Source organism: Burkholderia sp. BCC1993 (assembly GCF_905339865.1).
GTDB lineage: Bacteria > Pseudomonadota > Gammaproteobacteria > Burkholderiales > Burkholderiaceae > Burkholderia.
In genome coordinates this window covers 30772-49206 of the sequence record NZ_CAJPGZ010000028.1, presented here as the reverse complement: position 1 = coordinate 49206, position 18435 = coordinate 30772, and the positions used below count along the sequence as shown (strand labels likewise).

The window sequence follows — 18435 nt, the reverse complement described above, 5'->3', positions numbered from 1 at the left end:
ACGATGACGCGAGTCGCGACGCTGGCCGCCACGACCTGTCTGCTCGCATGGCAATGCGCGGCGCTCGCATTGCCGCTGCCGGTTGCGCGCGACGGCGACGGCGCAGTGTCGCTCGCCGGGCAGTGGCGAATCCTCGATGCGGACGGCGCGCCGGCGGATGCGTGGCGCGCGGATGTCGACGATCGCGGCTGGAGGGCGTTGCGCGTTCCGGCGAACTGGTACGCGGCGGGCCTCGATCACCAGGGCGCGCTGTGGTATCGCACGACGTTCATGGTGGCGCCTCGCGGCGGCGACCGGATGGCGTCGCTCGAGTTCGACGGCGTCGATTACGAGGCAGACGTGTGGCTCAACGATCGCTATCTCGGCCATCACGAGGGCTATTTCGCGCCGTTCGCGTTCGACGTCACGGATGCGCTACGCGACGGCGAAAACCACCTGGCGGTGCTCGTGCGCAGCCCGTTCGAACCGCCGGGCGGCGCGTGGTCGCTGCACAAGCGGCTCGTCAAGGGCGTGCTGAACGATCACGACACGCGGCCGGGCGGCGCGTGGTCCGCGCGCGGACAGGACGCGAACTCGGGCGGCATCTGGGCGCCGGTTCGTCTGCGGGAGAGTCGAGCGGCCGCGATCGACGCGCTGAAGGTCGACGCGCGGCCCGGCGACGGCACGCATGCGACGCTCGACGTCGAGGTTCGGGCGCGCGCGCTGCGCGACACCGCCGCGACGCTGCGCGTGCGAGTCGTGCCCGCCAATTTCGACGGACGGGGCTACGTGTTCGAACGGCCGGTCGCGCTGGCGGCCGGCGCGAATCGCGTGTCGATTCGCGGCGAACTGGACGACGTCGCGCTGTGGTGGCCGGCGGAATACGGCTTCCCGGCGCTCTACCGGGTGGTCGTCACGCTCGCCGACGAGCACGGCACGATGGACGTCGCGCAACGCCGCACGGGCGTGCGCGCGATCCGGTTCGACGCCGCGCAGTCGTGCTGGACGATCAACGGCAGGCGCATGTTTCTGCGCGGCACGAACTATATCGGCAGCCCGTGGCTGTCGCAGATGGACGTGGCGGCCTATGCACGCGATCTCGACCTGATGCGTGGCGCGCACGTCAATGCGGTCCGCGTGCATGCGCACGTCGCGGGGCAGCCGCTCTACGACGTAGCCGACGAAAAGGGCATGCTGATCTGGCAGGACTTTCCGCTGCAGTGGGGCTATGACGACTCGGCACCGTTCGCCGCGAATGCGGCGGATCAGGCCCGCGACATGGTGGCGATGCTCGGGCATCATCCGTCGATCGTCGCGTGGTCGGGCCAGAACGAACCGCCGTGGGATGCCGACTGGATGAAATATCGCTATCCCGACTGGGATCCCGGCCAGAACCGCCTGCTGTCCGCGATGGTCGGCGCCGCGTTGCGCGAGGACACGACCCGCCATGCGGACGACGCGTCGCTGACCGGCCAGCACTTCTGGCTCGGATGGTATTGGGGCAAGTGGACCGACGCGATTCCGACCATGAACGAGCCGAACATCACCGAGTTCGGTGCACAGGCGCTGCCCGATCTCGCCACGCTGCGGCATATCGTGAGCCCCGGCAATCTGTGGCCGGCGAGCGAGGCGGAGACCGACTCCGCGTGGTCGGAATGGGCGTACCACGATTTTCAGCGGCGCGAGACGTTCGACATAGCGGGCGTGAAGCGCGGCCGTGATATCGGCGCGTTCGTCGCGAACTCGCAGCGCTATCAGGCGAGGCTGGTGCAACGGATCGCGGAGACGCTGCGGCGTCAGCGTTATCAGCCGGTCGCGTCGATCTTCCAGTTCATGTTCGTCGAGGGATGGCCGTCGATCAACTGGGGCGTCGTCGACTACCTCCGTCACCCGAAGCGCGGTTATGCCGCGTTGGCGAGCGCGTACCAGCCGGTGCTGCCGTCGATCGCATGGACGCGCGATACGTATGCGCCTGGCGAAACGTTCGACGGCACGCTGTGGGCGATCAACGATACGTGGACGTCGTATCCGGACACCGTCGTCGAATGGCAGGTCGCGACGGGCGGCACGACGGTCGCCTCGGGCCGCATGGTATTCGACATGGCGGCCGACAGCGGCCGTCCGGTGACGCCGGTGCGCGTGCCGCGGCTCGCCGCCGGCGCGTACGCGCTCGAGGCGACGATTCGCGATGCGCAAGGGCGCGTGCTCGGCACCAATCGCTTCGATTTCGACGTGCGGACGCTGCCATGAGATCCGCTCATCGCTACCGGCGCGCAATGCTGGCGCTTGGCTCGACGACACTGTTCGCGTGCGCGGCCGGCGCGCGCGGCGAAGCGCCGCGATCGCCCGCTCCGTCCGACGGCTTCGCGGTCAATCAGGCCGGTTACGTGCCCGCGTTCGCGCATGTCGCGGCCGTGATCGGGCTCGCGCCCGACGCGCCGGTCCGTCTTGAAGACGCCGACGGGCGCGTGCTGCGCGCGTGGCCGCCTGCGCCGGGGCGGCGCGACCCGGACAGCGGGCTGCGTGTGACGCTGCTCGAACTGCCGCCGCTGCCCGCCGGCCGCTACCGCCTGGCCGTGCAACGGATGCCGGCGGCCGTGTTCGCGGTGGAGCCCGACGTGCTCGGCCGCGTGCAGCGTGCGTTGCTGCGCGCGTTCTATCTGCAGCGCTGCGGCGTCGCGCTCGACGATCCCGAGACGGGGCTCGCGCATCCGGCCGACCATCTGGCGGACGGCGTGCTCGCGCACGACGACACGGCCGGTTCGCAAGCGGGGCATCGCGTCGACGCGACGGGCGGCTGGCACGATGCCGGCGATTTCGGCAAGTACGTGGCCACGACGGCCGTGACGGCCGCGCGTCTGGTCTCGTTGTATCTGGACGCGCCGCAGCGCTTCACGGACGGGCAGACCGGCATTCCCGAAAGCGGCAACGGCGTGCCCGACATCCTGGACGAGGCGCGTGTCGGGCTCGACTGGATGCTCGCGATGCAGCGCGCGGACGGCGCACTGTACCGCAAGCTCTCCGGCGCCGACTGGCCGGGCCCGATGTCGCCCGAACGCGACACGCAAACGCGCTACGTGTACGGCGTGTCGAGCGCCGATACCGCGAAGGCCGCCGCGGCATTCGCGCTGGCGTCGCGCGCGTGGGCGCATGTCGACGCCGCCGTTGCCGCGCGCTACCTGGCCGCGGCGACGCGCGCGTGGGCGTGGCTGCGGACGGTGCATGCGCGGCAGTTCGTCGATGCCCGTCCCGGCGACGACAGCGGGTCCGGTCCGTACATGTGGTCGGCGGTCGATCGGGAGCCGAGCCTGCTGACCGACGTCGACGACCGTATCTGGGCGGCCGCCGAGCTGTGGCTCGCGACGGGCGAGCGCCCGTATCTCGACTACGTCGAGCGCCACCCCGAGTGGACCGGCCGTCTCGCGATCTTCGAATGGAAGAATCCGGCATCGCTCGGCCTGCTGCATCTGCTCGACGCGCGTGGCGACCGCGCGATTCCCGTGGCGCTTCGTGCGCGCCTGTCGCGCGCGCTCCGGCAGGCGGCCGACGAAGCGTACCGCAGCACGCGCGAGAGCGGCTTCCGGCTCGCCAATCGCCGCTTGGTCTGGGGCTCCAACAAGATGGATGCGGAGCAGGGCATCCTGCTCGCGGAGGCGGCGCGTCACGGCGGCGATCGGCGATACCTGCGCGCGGCGGTCGAGCAGCTCGACTTCCTGCTCGGCGTCAATCCGTTCGGCATGGCCTTCGTGAGCGGCATCGGCGGCCGATCGGTGCAGCATCCCGCGCACCTGTTCGGGCGAGCGGCCGGCCAGACGATACCCGGCCTGTTCGTCGGCGGCCCGAACGATGCTGCGCAGGATCAGGTCGCGCCGCGCGGCCGGCGCCTTCTGAGTTATCTCGACGACGACCGCGCCTATTCGGTCAATGAATTCGCGATCGACTACAACGCGTCGCTGCTGGGGCTGATCGGCGCCCTGCAGCGCAACGGTGTGGGCGTCGCCACGGAGTAGCGAACATGGCCTTTTATTTCGATGCGTTCGAGCATCGCACGCCGCCCGAGCCACTGCCGCATTCCACGGCGATCGAATCCGTCTGGCAGTTCTTCGCGGTGCTTGCGCTCGTGTTCGGCGCGAACTATCTGGTGTGGCGCTGGACGGCATCGCTGAACCACGACGCGTTGTGGTTCGCGGTGCCGCTCGTGATTGCCGAGACGCTGTCCTACGTCGGACTCGCGCTGTTCGTGTTCAACCTCTGGCGGGTCGACGACTATCCGCGGCGCCCGCCGCCGCAATGGCTGTCCGAATGCATCGAAACGCCGTCCGACGACACGCGCCGACCGCCGAAGGTCGATCTCTTCATCGCGACGTACAACGAGGATGTCGAACTGGTGCGGCGGTCGATCCGCGCGGCGTGCGCCGTCACGTATCCGCATCCGGTCGACTATCGCGTGCACGTGCTCGACGACGGCCGGCGCGCCGAGATGCGCGCCGTGACGGAAGAGGAAGGCGCGCACTACATTTCGCGCGACAACAACGTCGGCTTCAAGGCCGGCAACCTGCGCAACGCGATGGAGCGGACCGACGGCGACTTCATCGTGATCTGCGATGCGGACACGCGCGTGTTCCCGACGATCCTCGACCATACGCTCGGCTACTTCCGCGATCCGAAGGTCGCATGGGTGCAGACGCCGCAGTGGTTTTTCGACCTGCCCGAGGGTGAGACGCTCGATGCATGGGCGGGGCGCCGTCTCGGCGCGGCGGCGCGTGTGCTCGCCCGCGGCGTGCAGCGGCTCGTCGGTCCGATCCGGATCGGCGCCGATCCGTTCGTCAGCGATCCGCAGATGTTCTACGACGTGATCCAGCGCCGCCGCAACCGCGCCAACGCGGCCTTCTGCTGCGGCGCCGCGTCGATTCACCGGCGCGAAGCGGTGATGGAGGCCGCGCTGCGCGCTTATGGCCTCGCGGTCGATCGCGAAGCGACGCAACTCGCCAGCGAAGTCGCGGATCCGGCGCTGCGCGCCGATCTCGACGCTGAACTGCGCCGCCAGGCGGCGACGCATTCGGAGATGACGCCCTACAAGTTCCATGTGTCGGAGGACATCTACACGTCGATCGTCCTGCACTCGGACCGGCCGCGCGGCTGGAAGTCCGTGCTGCATCCGCGCGTCGAATCGAAGATGCTGTCGCCGCAGGATCTGCTGACGTGGACGATCCAGCGCTACAAGTACGCGGGCGGCACCCTCGACATCGCACTGCACGACAACCCGCTGCTGCGCCCGGGGCTGACGGGCGCACAGAAGCTGATGTACCTGAGCACGTTCTGGTCGTATTTCGGCAGCGTGTGGAACCTGATGTTCCTGATCGCGCCGATCGTCTACCTGCTGACGAACATCTCGCCGGTCCGGACCTTCACCGGCCCGTTCTACTGGCATTTCCTGCCGTTCATCATCTGCACCGAACTCGCGTTCATGTTCGGCGCATGGGGGATTCCGGGGTGGGCCGCCAAGTCGTCGTATCTCGCGTTCTTTCCGGTGAGCCTGCGTGCGTTGCGCGCGGTGCTGAGCGGCGAAACGATCAAGTTTCCGGTGACGCCCAAGGATCGTCAGGAAGGCAATTTCGTGCGTCTCGTGATCCCGCAGATCGCGGTCGCGGCCCTCACGGCGTTCGCGCTCGCATGGGCGGCGCTTCGCTGGGCGTCGGGTGCGAACGTGGATCCAGCTGCGATCGTCGTCAATCTGCTCTGGGGCGGCAACAACATCCTCGCGATGATGCCCGTCGTTTTCGCCGCGTTCTGGCGGCCGCCCGAAGAAGCGCCTGACGAAACGCATGGCGCGCACGCACGGCACCAGGCCGGCGGGCAAGCCGCGCACGCCGCGCACGAATCGTCCCGAACCTGAGGAGACAGCCGATGAGCTTCAAGGAGAACCTCGTCCGCGCACGCAGCCATATCGTGCTGATCGTCGCGATCCTCGTGTCGTTCGCGGGGGTGGTGGCGATCGAGCGCAACAGCCCCGCGGTCACGCCGGCGGCGGCCGCGGCGTCGCCGATGCCGGTCGAACGGAGCGCCGATTCACCGGCGCTGCCGGGGCCGCGCCCGCTGACCGACGACGAGCGCGCGTGGGCACGCATCGCGTGGAAGTACTTCGTCGCCAATACGCAGGCGTCCACGGGGCTCGTCAATTCTGTCGACGGCTTTCCGTCGTCGACGATGTGGGATACGGCGTCGTACCTGCTCGCGATGATCTCGGCCGAACGGCTCGGGCTGATCGGCACCGACGAATTCGACCGGCGGATGTCGGCAGCCCTCGATGCGCTCGCGCGCATGCCGCTGTTCAACGGCCAGTTGCCGAACAAGTCGTACGACACGCGCTCGCTCGACATGGTCGACTACACGAACCGGAAAACGGAAGGCGGGATCGGCTGGTCGGCGATCGACATCGGCCGTCTCGAAGTGCCGTTCAACATCCTGGTCTGGCGGTATCCGCGCTTCACGGCGGCGGTGGACAAGGTCACGCGGCGCTGGGCGATGCCGGCGCTCGCGCGCAACGGCGAGCTAATCGGCGCGGCGCGCACGGCCGACAAGGTGGTGTTGCAGCAGGAGGGGCGCCTCGGATACGAGCAGTACGCGGCGCGCACGCTGCTGCTGTCGGGCGTCGATTGCGCGCAGGCGGCGACGTGGTCGACCCACCTCGGATTCGTCGACATCTACGACGTTCCGGTGCCGACCGATACGCGCACCCCCGCCAGATATGGCGCACAGAACTACGTGCTGAGCGAGCCCTACATGCTGCAGGGGCTGGAGTTCGGCCTCGACGGCGCGGCACACGAATTCGCGTGGCGGCTGCTGAAGGTGCAACGCGCGCGCTATGTCGCGACCGGGCAGATCACGGCCGTCACCGAGGATCATCTCGATCGCGCGCCTTACTTCGCGTACAACACGGTCTACTCCGGCGGCAAGGCGTGGGCGACGGTCACCGATACCGGCGCCGACGCGTCGGCGTCGCGGTCGGTGTCGACCAAGGCGGCGTTCGCGTGGCATGCACTGTTCCGCGACGACTATACGGGCAAGCTGGTCGCGTTCGTGCGCGCGGCCAACCAGCCGGACAAGGGCTGGTACGCCGGCATCTACGAAAAGACCGGGCAGTCGAACGCTGCCCTCAATGCGAACACGAACGGCGTGATACTCGAAAGTCTCGCGTACATCGAACGTGGTCCGCTGCTTCGCTTCTGAACAGGTACGAGGAGAGGGTATGGGGAAGCTGTTGTGCCGCATCGGGTCGATCATCGTGCTGCTCGCGTGCGCAGCCTGCGCACGCCCCGACGGCGAGGCAGGGCAGCGGGCTGGCGCGATTGCGGCCGCGTCGTATGCGCCGCGAAGCGGCCCGCTCGATGCGCGCGAAATGCAGATGGCGCGTCAGGCGTGGGTGTATTTCCGGAACAACTACCAGCCGGCGACCGGCTTCGTGAACGCGGGCGACGGCTATCCGTCGACGACGATGTGGGACACCGCGTCGTATCTCGGCGCGCTCGTCGCCGCGCGCGATCTCGGGCTGATCGACAAGCGCGAGTTCGACGACCGTCTCGGCACGTTGCTGCGCACGCTCAATTCGCTGGACCTCTTTCGCGGCGAACTGCCGAACAAGGCGTACAACACGCAGACCGCGCAGATGGTCAATTACGCGAACCAGACGGGTGAAATCGGCTATTCCGCGGTGGATCTCGGCCGGCTGCTCATCTGGCTGAAGATCGTCGCGGAGCGTTATCCGGAGCATGCGAATGCGATTGATCACGTCGTCGCGCGATGGAACTTCACGCATGTCGTCGATGCGTGCGGCACGCTGTACGGCGCGATGCTGGGGCCGGACAAGCAGGTCCAGTACGTGCAGGAAGGCCGCCTCGGCTACGAGGAGTACGCGGCAAGCGGCTTTCAGCTATGGGGATTCTCGACCTGCCTTGCATCGCGCCCGGAACCCTATTCGCTGATGCCGATCTACTGCGTCGACGTTCCGTTCGATTCGCGCGACCCGCGCGACCTGGCGCAGCACAACTACGTGGTCAGCGAATCGTATGTCCTCTACGGTCTCGAACTCGGGTGGGCGCGCGCGGCCGACCGCGCGGCCGGCACGCAGGCCGGCCTGTCCCGCGACACGTGGGTCGCGAATTTCGCGCAGCGCATCTACCAGGCGCAGGAGAATCGCTTTCTCGCGACCGGTATCCTGACGGCGAGGAGCGAGCATCAGCTCGACAGCGATCCGTACTTCGTCTACGACACGATCTATTCGGACGGCTACGCGTGGAACACGATCACCGACAAGGGGACGTACGTGCCGCAATTCGCGGCGGTCTCGACGAAGGCGGCCGTCGGCATGTGGGCGCTGTGGAACTCGCCCTATACCGACCGGCTCGCCGACGCCGTGTGGGGGCAATACCAGCCGGACAAGGGCTACTACGAAGGCCTGCTCGAAAACGGCAAGGGGCCGATCAAGACGTTCACCGCGAACAACAACGGCATCATGCTGGAGGCGCTGATGTTCAAGGCGAGCGGGCGCCTGCTGCGTTTCAATGGCGACGCGCCGCAGCCGGGCGGCCGGCAGCCGAGCCTGTGGGAACGCACGCTGACCGACCGGTTCGATCTGGATAACGCCATCAAGAGTCGCCCGCGGGTCGTGACCCGCGGGCAAGCCGGCTGCGGCGCCGAGACGGCGCCGTTCGGTGTTTCCGCCTGTTCGCAATCCTGCCAATGCTCAACATGCCAAGACGACGCTCCGTTCGTATTGCCGGCCTTCTCGCAATGTCGCTGACGCTCGTGTGCAGCGGCTGCGGCATCGTCGTGAGAACCGCGGCCGACGGCTACGGGAAACTGAGTGCCGGCGCGCTGACCAACCCGGGACGCATCGGTCCGCTGTCGGACGCCGAGCAGGCCTGGGCGCGCGCGGCCTGGCGCTACGTGACGAACAACACCAGCGCATCGACGGGGCTCGTCAATTCGGTGGACCGCTACCCGGCGACCACGTTGTGGCAAATCGGCGATTATCTCGCCGCGCTCGTCGCCGCGCGCGAACTCAAGCTGATCGACCGCAACGAGTTCGATCGCCGTCTTTCCGACGTGCTGCGCTTCCTCGGCCAGATGCCGCTGTTGCCGGACGGGCTGCCGAACCGCATCTACAACACGCAGTCGGGCGCCATGTCGAACTATGCGAATCAGCCCGGCGCGGTCGGCACGTCGGCGGTCGACGTCGGGCGCCTGCTGGTCTGGCTGCACGCGATCGGCGCCCGCTACCCGGAGTACGGCGAATACGTCGACCGGGCCGTGCTGCGCTGGAACGTGTGCGCGCTGGTCGGCGCCGACGGCTCGCTCCACGCGACGCGCATGGACGGGCAACGCACCGTCCGCGCGATGGAGATCCGGCCCGGCTACGGCGAATATGCGAGCACCGGCTTTCGCCTGTGGGGCATTCGCGCGGTCGACGCCTATGCGGTGCCGCTCGCGCAGGCGTATGCGGACGGCGTGCAGATCTACTTCGATGCGCGCGACCCGCGGCAGACCGGTTCGGCCAACGCGCTCGTCAGCGCGCCGTGGCTGCTGTCCGGCATCGAGTTCGGCTGGCGCTTCGCGAACGGCGACGGCGCGGCGCGTCCGGCCGGGCAGCCGGACATCGAGGCACAGGCCGACGCGGTGTACCGCGCACAGGAAGCGCGCTGGCGCAAGGACGGCATTCTGACGGCCCGCACCGACCACCAGATCGACCGGCCGCCGTACTTCGTGTACGACGCGATCTTCGGCAACGGCTATGCATGGAACACGATCGGCGATGACGGCCGCGCGTATCCGGAGCTCGCGCTCGTCGCGACGCGGGCCGCGTTCGGCATGTGGGTGCTGTGGGACACGGCCTACACGACGCGCCTGATGCGGGCCGTCGACACGCTCCACGACGCGGAGCGCGGCTGGTTCGAGGGGCGTTACGAGGCGACCGGTGCGTACGACCGCACGCTGACGCTGTCGACCAACGCAGCGGTGCTGGAGGCGCTCCTTTACAAGTCCAGCGGCCGGCTCGTGCCGGCGACGCGGCGCACGGGCTATTTCTCGGCGCGGATGCAGGACGTGTTCGCGGGCGCGCCGGCCTGTCTGCCCGTCGCCAACGCCGTCCAGGCCGGTCCGCAATGAGCGCGGCCGCCCGTTTCGCGCGTGCGTGGGCCGCGCTCGCGCTGCTCGCGTCGGCGCTGCTGATCTTCCCGGCGGCGCGCGCGCAATCGACCGCCGAATACGCGCCGCTCGCGCCCGGCTGGGCGGCCTATCAGGACGGGCGCTTCGCCGAGGCCGCGCAGCGATGGGGACGGACGTCGGCCGATGACGAAACGCGCCCGGATACGCTGCCGCAGGCAGCGTTCGCGGCCGTGCTGACCGCGTTCGCGCGCGAGCGCGCCGGCGACGCGCGGGCGGCCGATTCGTGGGCCCGCGCGATGCGTCTGTACGCGCGCGCCGGCGACAGCTGGCCGCGTTACCGCGACGCGCTCGCCACCGAGGTGGCGCGCATTCGATCGGCCGGCGACGCGATGGCGGCGCCAGGCGCGCCGGCGGCCGTGCCGCCGTTTCTGCGCATGATCGCCGCGCTCGACGATCGAGATCGGCTGCTGTCTTACGACGGCCCGCGCGCTGCGGCCGCCGGGCCCGCGCCGGCGCGCGAATCCGTCGGCATCGGCATGGGCTATCTTGGCGCGGCAAACGCGGGCGAACGGACCGGGCCCGCAGGGTCGGTCTATTCGAATCTCGCGGCGGCCGTCGCCGGACCCGAGGTCGCTGTGCGCGTGCCGGGACTGCCGGCCGCGGCGCCGTCGGTTGCCGCCGGCAGTCCGTCCATAACGTTGCGCGGCGACGGCGAAGCGGCGTTCTATCGCGCGGCGCTGCATGCCGACAGGGAGGATGACGCGCTCGCGGCATCGACCTGCGAGGCCGGGCCGGCGTCGTTGCCCGCCGGCGAATGGCAGGCGGCCGCGGCCGATGCGTGGTCGTATGTCGTCGCGAACCGGCAGGCCGGGACGGGCCTCGTCAACGGGAAGCACGGCTACCCGTACATCACGACGTCGGACATCGCGGGAACGCTCGCCGCACTGATCGCGGCGAATCAGCTCGGGCTCGCTTCCGCGTTGCAGACCGAAGCATGGTTGCGGCAGGTGCTCGCGACGTTGCGCGACCTGCCGCGCTACGGCGGCGAGTTGCCCGCGCGCCAGTACGACGCGCGCACCGGCAGCCTCGTCGATCTGGACAACAACGCGTCGCTGACGGGCAGCGGCTACAACCTGTACGAGATCGCGCGCGTGCTGGTGTGGCTGCAGATCGCCGCCGCGTGCTATCCGGATTTGCGTGCCGACGCGCTCGCGGCGCGCGACGACTGGAAATTCGCGCGCGCGACGTCGCTCGGCCGGCTCCACAGCGTGCTGGCACTCGGCGGCATCGAACAGATCTATGTCGACGAGCCGCTCGGCTACAAGGAATACGCGGCGGCCGCGCTGACACTGGCGGGCTTGCCGATTCCGGGCGCGTTCTCGTATGCGGAGGCGCGCGAGCGGACGCTCGAGAACGGCCCCGTCTGGTACGACGCGCAACCGGCGTCGTTGCCGACGAGCGACCCGTTCATCCTCGGCACGATCGAGCTGGGCGGTATCGATGGCTGTTTCCGCACGATTGCCCGTATGATGTACGAAGCGCAGGGGAGGCACGCCGCGCGGCTCGGCAGGCCCGTCGCGCTCGGCGCCGAGGTGATCGACCGTCCGCCGTGGTTTTCGTTTTCGACGGTCTATGCCGGCGACACCGCATGGAAGGCCGCGAGCTACGACATGCAAGCCGACGCGACGTTGCGCGTGTTCAGCGCGAAGGCCGCGTTCGGCTGGGCCGCGATTTTTCCGGACCGCTATGCGAAGGCGCTGCTGGCGGGCGCGATGCGTTTCGCGCGGGCCGGCGGCGTCAGCGTCGGGGCGTACGAGAGCAACGGGATGGTCGACGCGACGAGCCTGGACACCAATGCACAGGTTCTCGAGGCCGCATGGTATGTCGCGCGCGGCAGACGCAGCTTTCTCCCGCCGGTGCAGGCCGGCCCGGCGGACTGTCCGGCGCCGTCCCGGGAAGGCCCGAAGTGATGCGGGGTGTATTCAGGAGGATGCCGTGACGAACTACGAAGAAATTTTCCAGGAAAGCTATCGCCGGCTGACGGGGGACGACAACGGCGAACGCTTTTTCGACCGCTTCTACGCCATCTTCCTGGGCGCGTCGGACAGCATTCGCGCGAAGTTTGCGCACACCGAAATGGCGCGTCAGAAGCAGATGATGCGCAAGTCGTTCTTCCACATGCTGAATCTCTACCATACGAAGGTGACGTCCGATTACCTCGAACGCATCGCAACGGAGCATGGCCCGGCACGGCTCGCGATTCCCGAGCACATGTTCAATGCATGGCGGGCGGCGATTCTCGATACGGTGCGGGAACTGGACGCCCGCCACTACGACGCGAAGGTCGAGATCGCATGGGCGATGACGATTGCGCCGGGCCTCGAATTCATGCGCCAGATGTCGGCGCACGATGGGGCCGCCGACACCTCACTTGAGCCACCGGCGGCCGGGGCCGTAGCGGGCGAGCAGCCATAGCGCCGCGATCGCGGCCGCGTGGATCGCGGTGCCTTCGATCCACCGCGGCGGGCGCAGGCCGAACGGCACGATCTGGCTGGCGATCAGCACGAGAACGACGTGCACGACGAAGCAGTACAGCGACGCCTTGCCGACCGGAACCAGGACGGGCCCGACGACCGGGCCGATACGCGGCCATTGGCTGCGCAGCAGCGCGTGCAGTGCCACCAGCAGACAGAAATCGTCGATCAGGCGCAACGGGCCGAGCTCGTTCTTCTGCGCGTAGCCGAGGTACAGCGATTCGATCGCACCGTGCGGCAGCAGATGCAGCTTGGCCCATGCGGGCGTAAACGGATCGAGATGCGCCTGCGCGATGACGAGCATCACGATGGCGCCCGTTGCGCAGAACGCATACAGCAGGAACCGTCTGGCGCCGTGCGCGAGCAGCAGTTGCGTCTCGCTGGAAAACCAGCCGGCGAACATGCCCGCGACGAACGGGAACTGCCACGCCGCCAGCGGAAATGCGTTCTCGAATTGCATGTCCGACCAGCGGAACGGCACGAGCAGGTGCCAGACGTACAGTGCGAAGCTGGCCGCGAGCGCCAGCAATGCGGACGGCAGCCGGCGGAACGCGGCCAGCAGCGGCGGCACGAGGAAGATCATCAGCATCGCGTACAGGCCGAGCACCTGCGCCTGATGCGGGCCGCCGCGCAACAGCAGAACGGCGTTGAACCAGTCCTCCACGCGCGCGTCCGCGGCCGGGTAGAGCGGATAGACGGTTGCGGTCGCCTCGTCGACGAAACGCGTGAGCGGGGCGGTGTTCACGAAGCCGAGAGGCTGCAGCGCGATCGGAACGAGGATCAGCACGACGTTGACGAGATAGAGCTTCGTGCCTCTCGATACCGATTTCCACGCGGTGGTGGTCCAGCCTAGCTGTGCGATGCGCGAGCGGCCGATCTTGCCGAGCACGAACCCCGACAGGATCACGAACCATTCGGCGGCCGTCACGAAGCCGAGCCGTTCCCACGCGAGCAGGCTCAGCGCGGAGAAGTATTCGATGTGCACGATCGTCATGAAGACGATCGCGATGCCTCTGAGGCAGTCGATCACGTCATCCCGTTCGGTCTGGGCGTAGGCGAGCGACGTCGTGCGTGTGTACAGCGCGTTCAGCGAACTCATCAGGCGGCTCCCAGGACGTCCGTGCGCAACTCGTCCACCAGGCCGGCGAACAGCTGCATCGATTCGCGGGCCCTCGCCAGGGCCGCCTGCTGGTGGCCTTCGCGGGCGGCGCGCTCGAGCGCGCCCGTCGCGTCCGAGAGCGGTCCGCTCGCGAACGTGCCGGCGTCTCCCTTCAGCTTGTGCGCGATGCGGGCCAGCCGCTCCAGATCCGGAACGGCGAGCGCGCCGTCGAGTTCCGCGTGTTTCTGCTGGGCTTCGTCGACCAGCAGTTGCGCCAGTTCGCGAAACAGGTGCTCGTCGCCGCCGAGGCGGGCGAGCGCCCGGCCGCGATCGAACAGCGGCGAGCGCTCGGGCGCGCCCGGCGCGGCCGGGCCGCGTTCGGGCGGCATGGCCCCCGCCGCCGGCGACGCGGCCGGCTTTGCGGTCGATCGGGCGGCGCGGCCGTCCTGCGGCGGCCGTGTCACGACCCGCTCGATTTCCCGTATCAGCGCGTCCGTTTCGATCGGTTTCGACACGTAGCCGTCCATGCCCGCCGCGAGGCACTTCTCGCGGTCGCCCTGCATCGCGTGCGCCGTCATCGCGACAACCGGCAAATGGGGTTTCGCGGAACGGCGCTCGCGGTCGCGAAGTTCGCTGGTCGCTTCGAGCCCGTCCATGACCGGCATCTGAATATCCATCAGCACGACGTCGAACGCGTGCCGGTCGATCCATTCAAGCGCTTCGCGGCCGTTCGACGCGAGGCACACGTCATGGCCGAGCTTCTCGAGCAGCCGGAGCGCGAGCCGCTGGTTGACCGGATTGTCTTCGGCGAGCAGCACCGCATATCGGCGCGGCGGCGCCGGCTTCTCCATCGTGTCGCTGCTCGCGACGGCAATGGCGCTGGCGGCGGGCGACGGCGCCGACGCGAAGAACGATTCGCCGAGCACCTTCACCAGCAGGTTGAAGATCTCCGACTGGTCGACCGGCTTGGTCACGAAGCCCGCGATGCCGGCCTGGCGAAGCGTCGCAGCGTCCAGGCGGCTGGACAGCGAGCTGACGACAATGACCGCCGTGTCGCGCAATGCCGGATCGGCGGCGATCTCGAGCGCGAGCGAATAGTCGTCGCAGTCGGGAAGCTGACCGTCGACGAGCGCGACCGTGTAGGGCTCGCGCAGCTTTGCCTGCCGATACAGCGCCTCCATCGCGCCTGGCGTGTCGCCGACGCAGGTCGGCCGCGTGCCGAAATTGCTCAGCATGTCGTGCATCAGGCGCAAATTCGTCTGGTTGTCGTCGACCACGAGAATGCGTGCGCCGTTCAGCGCGTGCGGCAATGTGGGGTGCGGCAGCGCCGGGCCGCGCCCCGGCGCGAACGGCAGCGTGAACGTGAATTCGCTGCCGCTGCCCGGTTTGCTTCGCACCTCCAGACGCCCGCCCATCATCGCGACGAGCCGGGCCGAAATGGTCAGGCCGAGCCCCGTGCCGCCGTAGCGGCGCGTGGTCGAGCTGTCGGCCTGCGAAAAGGCGTCGAAGATCCGGCCGAGATGGGCCGCCGCGATGCCGATGCCCGTATCGGAGACGGCGAAGCGCAACGACACGCGCGACGACGCGAGCGCGACGACGTGGATCGATACCGTGACCTCGCCCGACGCAGTGAACTTGAGCGCGTTGCCGACGAGATTCGTGAGCACCTGGCGCACGCGCCCGGCGTCGCCGACGAGGGAATCCGGCACATCGAGCCCGATGTCGCTCAGGATCTCGACGCGGGCCTTGTCGGCCTTGAACGTCGTCGTGCGCAGCATCTCGGTGATCATCGCGCGCAGGCTGAAGTCCACCGGATCGAGCAGCATCTTGCCGGCCTCGATCTTCGAGAAATCCAGGATGTCGTTGATGATCGTCAGCAGCGATTGCGCGGACGACAGCACCATCGTCAGATATTCGTGCTGCTCCTCGGTCAGGCGCGTATCGAGACAAAGCCGCGCCATGCCGATGATGCCGTTCATCGGCGTGCGGATTTCGTGGCTCATGTTCGCGAGGAACGACGATTTCGCCGCGTTGGCCGCGTCGGCCTGTTCTTTCGCGCTGCGCAGGTCGTGTTCGAGCGTGTATTGCGCGGTGATGTCGCGGTGGGTTCCCGTCACGCGCACCGCGCCGTCATTCGTGTCGTGCTCGACGAGCGCGCTTGCCTGGACGTGGCGGATCTCGCCATTGGGGCGGACGATCCGGAACGAGCCGATGGCGGCGGGGCGGTGGCGGACGATGTCCGCCAGCGCGTCCGACGTCGTCGCACGGTCGTCGGGGTGCAGCAGCGCGAGCCATGCGTCGTAGGTCAGCGTGTCGCCGTCGAGCGCGTCCGGACAGCCGTAGATCTCGGCCATGCGTGCATTCCAGCGGACCGTGCCGCGCGCGACGTCCCACGTCCAGATGCCCAGCTCGGCGGCCTGGGCCGCGAGCAGCACCTGGTCGCGCGCCACCGCGAGCTCCCGCTCCGTGGCCTTGCGTTCCGTGATGTCGACCGCGATGGCGAGATAGCCGATCGATTCGCCGGCTTCGTCGCGCATCGCGGTCACGACGATCGACACCGGCACGCGCGATCCGTCCTTGCGGACGTAGGTCCATTCGTGCGCCTCGGCGCCGTCGCGTTCGGGCTTGAGCGTGAAGACGCGAAACCCCGTTACGGGCTGATCGTATTCGGCACTCAACACCGATTCGCGAGCCGCGATCTCGCCAGCGTCGTGCAGCGCGAGCGACGTCAGGTGGCCGACGGCTTCGTCGGCGCGATACCCGAGCAGGCGCTCGGCGCCGTGGTTGAACAGGTTGATCGTGCCGTCGCGATCGGTCGCGATGATCGATACCTCGGACGCGGAGCGCAGCACGCTCTCGAACAGCATGTTGAGCCGGCGCAGCTCGGACGTGCGCCGCTCGACCTGATCCTCGAGGCTGACGTTGAGCTCGACGATGCGCGCTTCGGCCGCCTTTTGATTGGACACGTCGCGCACCGTGTTCGACGCGCCGATGACGTGGCCGTCCCGCGCGAATATCGGCGAGACGGTGATCGACACGTCGAGCGACGCGCCGTCCTTGCACCGGCGCCGCGTGACGATCGCCGGCACGCGCTGCCCGCGGGCGACCGACGCGAGGATTTCGCGCTGCTCGTCGAGCAGCGCATCGGGCACGATCAGGTCGGCAATCGGCTTGCCGATTGCTTCGCCGGCGTCGTAGCCGAACAGCGTCGCGGCGCCGCGATTCCAGCTGGTGACGATGCCGTCCAGCGTCTGCCCGACGATGCCGTCCGCCGATCCTTCGACGATCGCCGCGAGCTTCGCGCGGGCGGCGTCCATCTGCCGCCGGCGCTGCGCGCCGTAGGTCACCATATACGCGATGGCCGCCAGCAGCGCGCTGATGACGGCGCCCACCAGCATCACGATGCCCGGTGACGGCTGATGCAGCTTGAGGACGAACTGCGGCGACGCGGTGTACGCGAACCGCCACGTGCGTCCGTGGACGTCTCGGTCGATCGACAGCGAGAGCGGCGGGTCGGCGGTCAGCGGCCCGGCCCGCAGCGTGTAGAACGTGATCTCGCGCCCGGGCGTCGTGACGTCGTCGAGCCGCATGTGCAGATCCCTGTCGCGACCATCGAGGCCCGCGAGCACGCGCGACATGACGAGCGGCGCGTAGGTCCAGCCGAACGCCGCCGCCTCGCGCTCGGCGACGGTCGGCGGCAGCGCGGCGGTGCGATAGACGGGCAGCAGGAACAGGAACGACTGACGGCCGACGGGCGCCATCTGCGTGAGCTCGATCGGGCTCGTCAGCGTGGCCTTGCCGCTGCGCATCGCGGCGATCGCCGCCTGGCGCCGGTCATCGTCCGACGCGATGTCGCGCCCGATGGCGACTTGGTTGTCGCTTTCCGGCTCGACGTACAGGACGACGTCCCGTTCGCCGTCGTGCGGCATGAACTGGTGAATCGCGAAACCGACGCCGACGTCGCCCTTCGCGCGCGCAACGAACGCCGGCTCGTCCGCCTGCGGCACGCGGCGGATGAAGCCGAAGCCGATCGCGCCGGGAAATTCCGTCGGGAGATCGCGCGTCAGCATGTAGCGCTTGAATGCGTCGCGCGAGATGCCGTTCTCGCCGGCGGCGATCACCGCGCCGCGCGCGCCGCGCAGGCCGTATTCGTATTGCCCGATGCGCTCGACGATGTCGTCGGTCGCCACGCTCGCGGCGGCTTGCAGCGCGGCCTGCGCGTCCCGTCCGTTGAACTCGCGAACGACGTAGCCGGTGGCGGTGCTACCGATCAGACCGATCGCGAGAACGAACGCGGCCAGGGTTCTGGCGCGGGACGGGCTCGGCGTGTGGTCCAATTTCCCCCCTTGTCGACGGCGATCGATTGAACAAACAATCGGACACGAGTCCGGTGGCGCTTCGATTGCCGGCCCGAACAGGCGGGGCGCGTCCGGCAATGTCCGGATCGGGAACGGTTCGCTGCAACTACCCGCAGGCAACCATATTAAGTGGCATTGCGCAAATACGGGGCGCCGGAATATATGCGAAATCGGCCATGAGGGGCATGCCGCCGATCGTGGCCATTCCGTTTTTTTATCAACTCCCGGCTTCATTTCATTCCCTGCAGAAGCCGGTAATGGCCACCGAAAGCCACATGGGCGATTGCCGGCAATGGAGACT

At 68.5% G+C, this 18435-nt stretch carries 10 protein-coding genes; 8 read left to right on the top strand and 2 right to left on the bottom strand.

Going from position 1 to position 18435, the window contains the following annotated elements; translation table 11 throughout:
* The first annotated feature begins 3 nt into the window (after nt 1-3).
* The 8 genes from U4Y91_RS34370 to U4Y91_RS34335 are packed head-to-tail and all read left to right on the top strand — an operon-like array spanning nt 4 to nt 12618.
* Nucleotides 4-2229, top strand: coding sequence for a glycoside hydrolase family 2 protein (locus tag U4Y91_RS34370; RefSeq protein ID WP_321808806.1), 2226 nt, complete (start codon nt 4-6; stop codon nt 2227-2229).
* Nucleotides 2226-3989: a glycoside hydrolase family 9 protein gene (locus tag U4Y91_RS34365; protein ID WP_321808805.1), complete on the top strand. Its 1764-nt coding sequence runs from the start codon at nt 2226-2228 to the stop codon at nt 3987-3989. Before U4Y91_RS34370 ends, U4Y91_RS34365 begins: the two co-directional genes overlap by 4 nt.
* Before the next feature lie 5 nt (nt 3990-3994).
* Complete coding sequence (locus U4Y91_RS34360; protein ID WP_321808804.1) at nt 3995-5875, top strand: cellulose synthase catalytic subunit; 1881 nt, start codon at nt 3995-3997, stop codon at nt 5873-5875.
* Between the two features lie 11 nt (nt 5876-5886).
* Nucleotides 5887-7209, top strand: a complete 1323-nt coding sequence (locus tag U4Y91_RS34355; RefSeq protein WP_321808803.1) for a DUF3131 domain-containing protein — start codon at nt 5887-5889, stop codon at nt 7207-7209.
* 19 nt (nt 7210-7228) lie between these two features.
* Nucleotides 7229-8779 carry a DUF3131 domain-containing protein gene (locus U4Y91_RS34350; protein ID WP_321808802.1) on the top strand — a complete coding sequence of 517 codons (1551 nt, stop codon included), beginning with the start codon at nt 7229-7231 and terminating at the stop codon, nt 8777-8779.
* Nucleotides 8770-10143, top strand: coding sequence for a DUF3131 domain-containing protein (locus U4Y91_RS34345; protein WP_321808801.1), 1374 nt, complete (start codon nt 8770-8772; stop codon nt 10141-10143). The genes U4Y91_RS34350 and U4Y91_RS34345 overlap by 10 nt, the downstream gene beginning before the upstream one ends.
* Nucleotides 10140-12113 carry a DUF3131 domain-containing protein gene (locus U4Y91_RS34340; protein WP_321808800.1) on the top strand — a complete coding sequence of 658 codons (1974 nt, stop codon included), beginning with the start codon at nt 10140-10142 and terminating at the stop codon, nt 12111-12113. Before U4Y91_RS34345 ends, U4Y91_RS34340 begins: the two co-directional genes overlap by 4 nt.
* Before the next feature lie 25 nt (nt 12114-12138).
* Complete coding sequence (locus U4Y91_RS34335; protein ID WP_321808799.1) at nt 12139-12618, top strand: hypothetical protein; 480 nt, start codon at nt 12139-12141, stop codon at nt 12616-12618.
* Here U4Y91_RS34335 and opgC read toward each other — a convergent pair.
* Both opgC and U4Y91_RS34325 read right to left on the bottom strand, forming a co-directional pair.
* A complete protein-coding gene (gene opgC, locus U4Y91_RS34330; RefSeq protein WP_321808798.1) occupies nt 12571-13776 on the bottom strand; it encodes an OpgC domain-containing protein in 1206 nt (401 codons plus the stop codon). The genes U4Y91_RS34335 and opgC overlap by 48 nt on opposite strands.
* Nucleotides 13776-18368 (bottom strand): PAS domain S-box protein, encoded by a 4593-nt coding sequence (locus U4Y91_RS34325; protein WP_321808797.1) that lies wholly within the window; start codon nt 18366-18368, stop codon nt 13776-13778. The genes opgC and U4Y91_RS34325 overlap by 1 nt, the downstream gene beginning before the upstream one ends.
* Between the last annotated feature and the right edge of the window lie 67 nt (nt 18369-18435).

Excerpts from the sequence above, each read along its gene's own strand:
- U4Y91_RS34350 (WP_321808802.1), top strand. The coding sequence starts at position 7,229 with ATGGGGAAGCTGTTGTGCCGCATCGGGTCGATCATCGTGCTGCTCGCG.
- U4Y91_RS34370 (WP_321808806.1), top strand. The coding sequence starts at position 4 with ATGACGCGAGTCGCGACGCTGGCCGCCACGACCTGTCTGCTCGCATGG.
- U4Y91_RS34355 (WP_321808803.1), top strand. The coding sequence starts at position 5,887 with ATGAGCTTCAAGGAGAACCTCGTCCGCGCACGCAGCCATATCGTGCTG.
- opgC (WP_321808798.1), bottom strand. The coding sequence starts at position 13,776 with ATGAGTTCGCTGAACGCGCTGTACACACGCACGACGTCGCTCGCCTAC.
- U4Y91_RS34340 (WP_321808800.1), top strand. The coding sequence starts at position 10,140 with ATGAGCGCGGCCGCCCGTTTCGCGCGTGCGTGGGCCGCGCTCGCGCTG.
- U4Y91_RS34345 (WP_321808801.1), top strand. The coding sequence starts at position 8,770 with ATGTCGCTGACGCTCGTGTGCAGCGGCTGCGGCATCGTCGTGAGAACC.
- U4Y91_RS34365 (WP_321808805.1), top strand. The coding sequence starts at position 2,226 with ATGAGATCCGCTCATCGCTACCGGCGCGCAATGCTGGCGCTTGGCTCG.
- U4Y91_RS34360 (WP_321808804.1), top strand. The coding sequence starts at position 3,995 with ATGGCCTTTTATTTCGATGCGTTCGAGCATCGCACGCCGCCCGAGCCA.
- U4Y91_RS34325 (WP_321808797.1), bottom strand. The coding sequence starts at position 18,368 with ATGAAGCCGGGAGTTGATAAAAAAACGGAATGGCCACGATCGGCGGCA.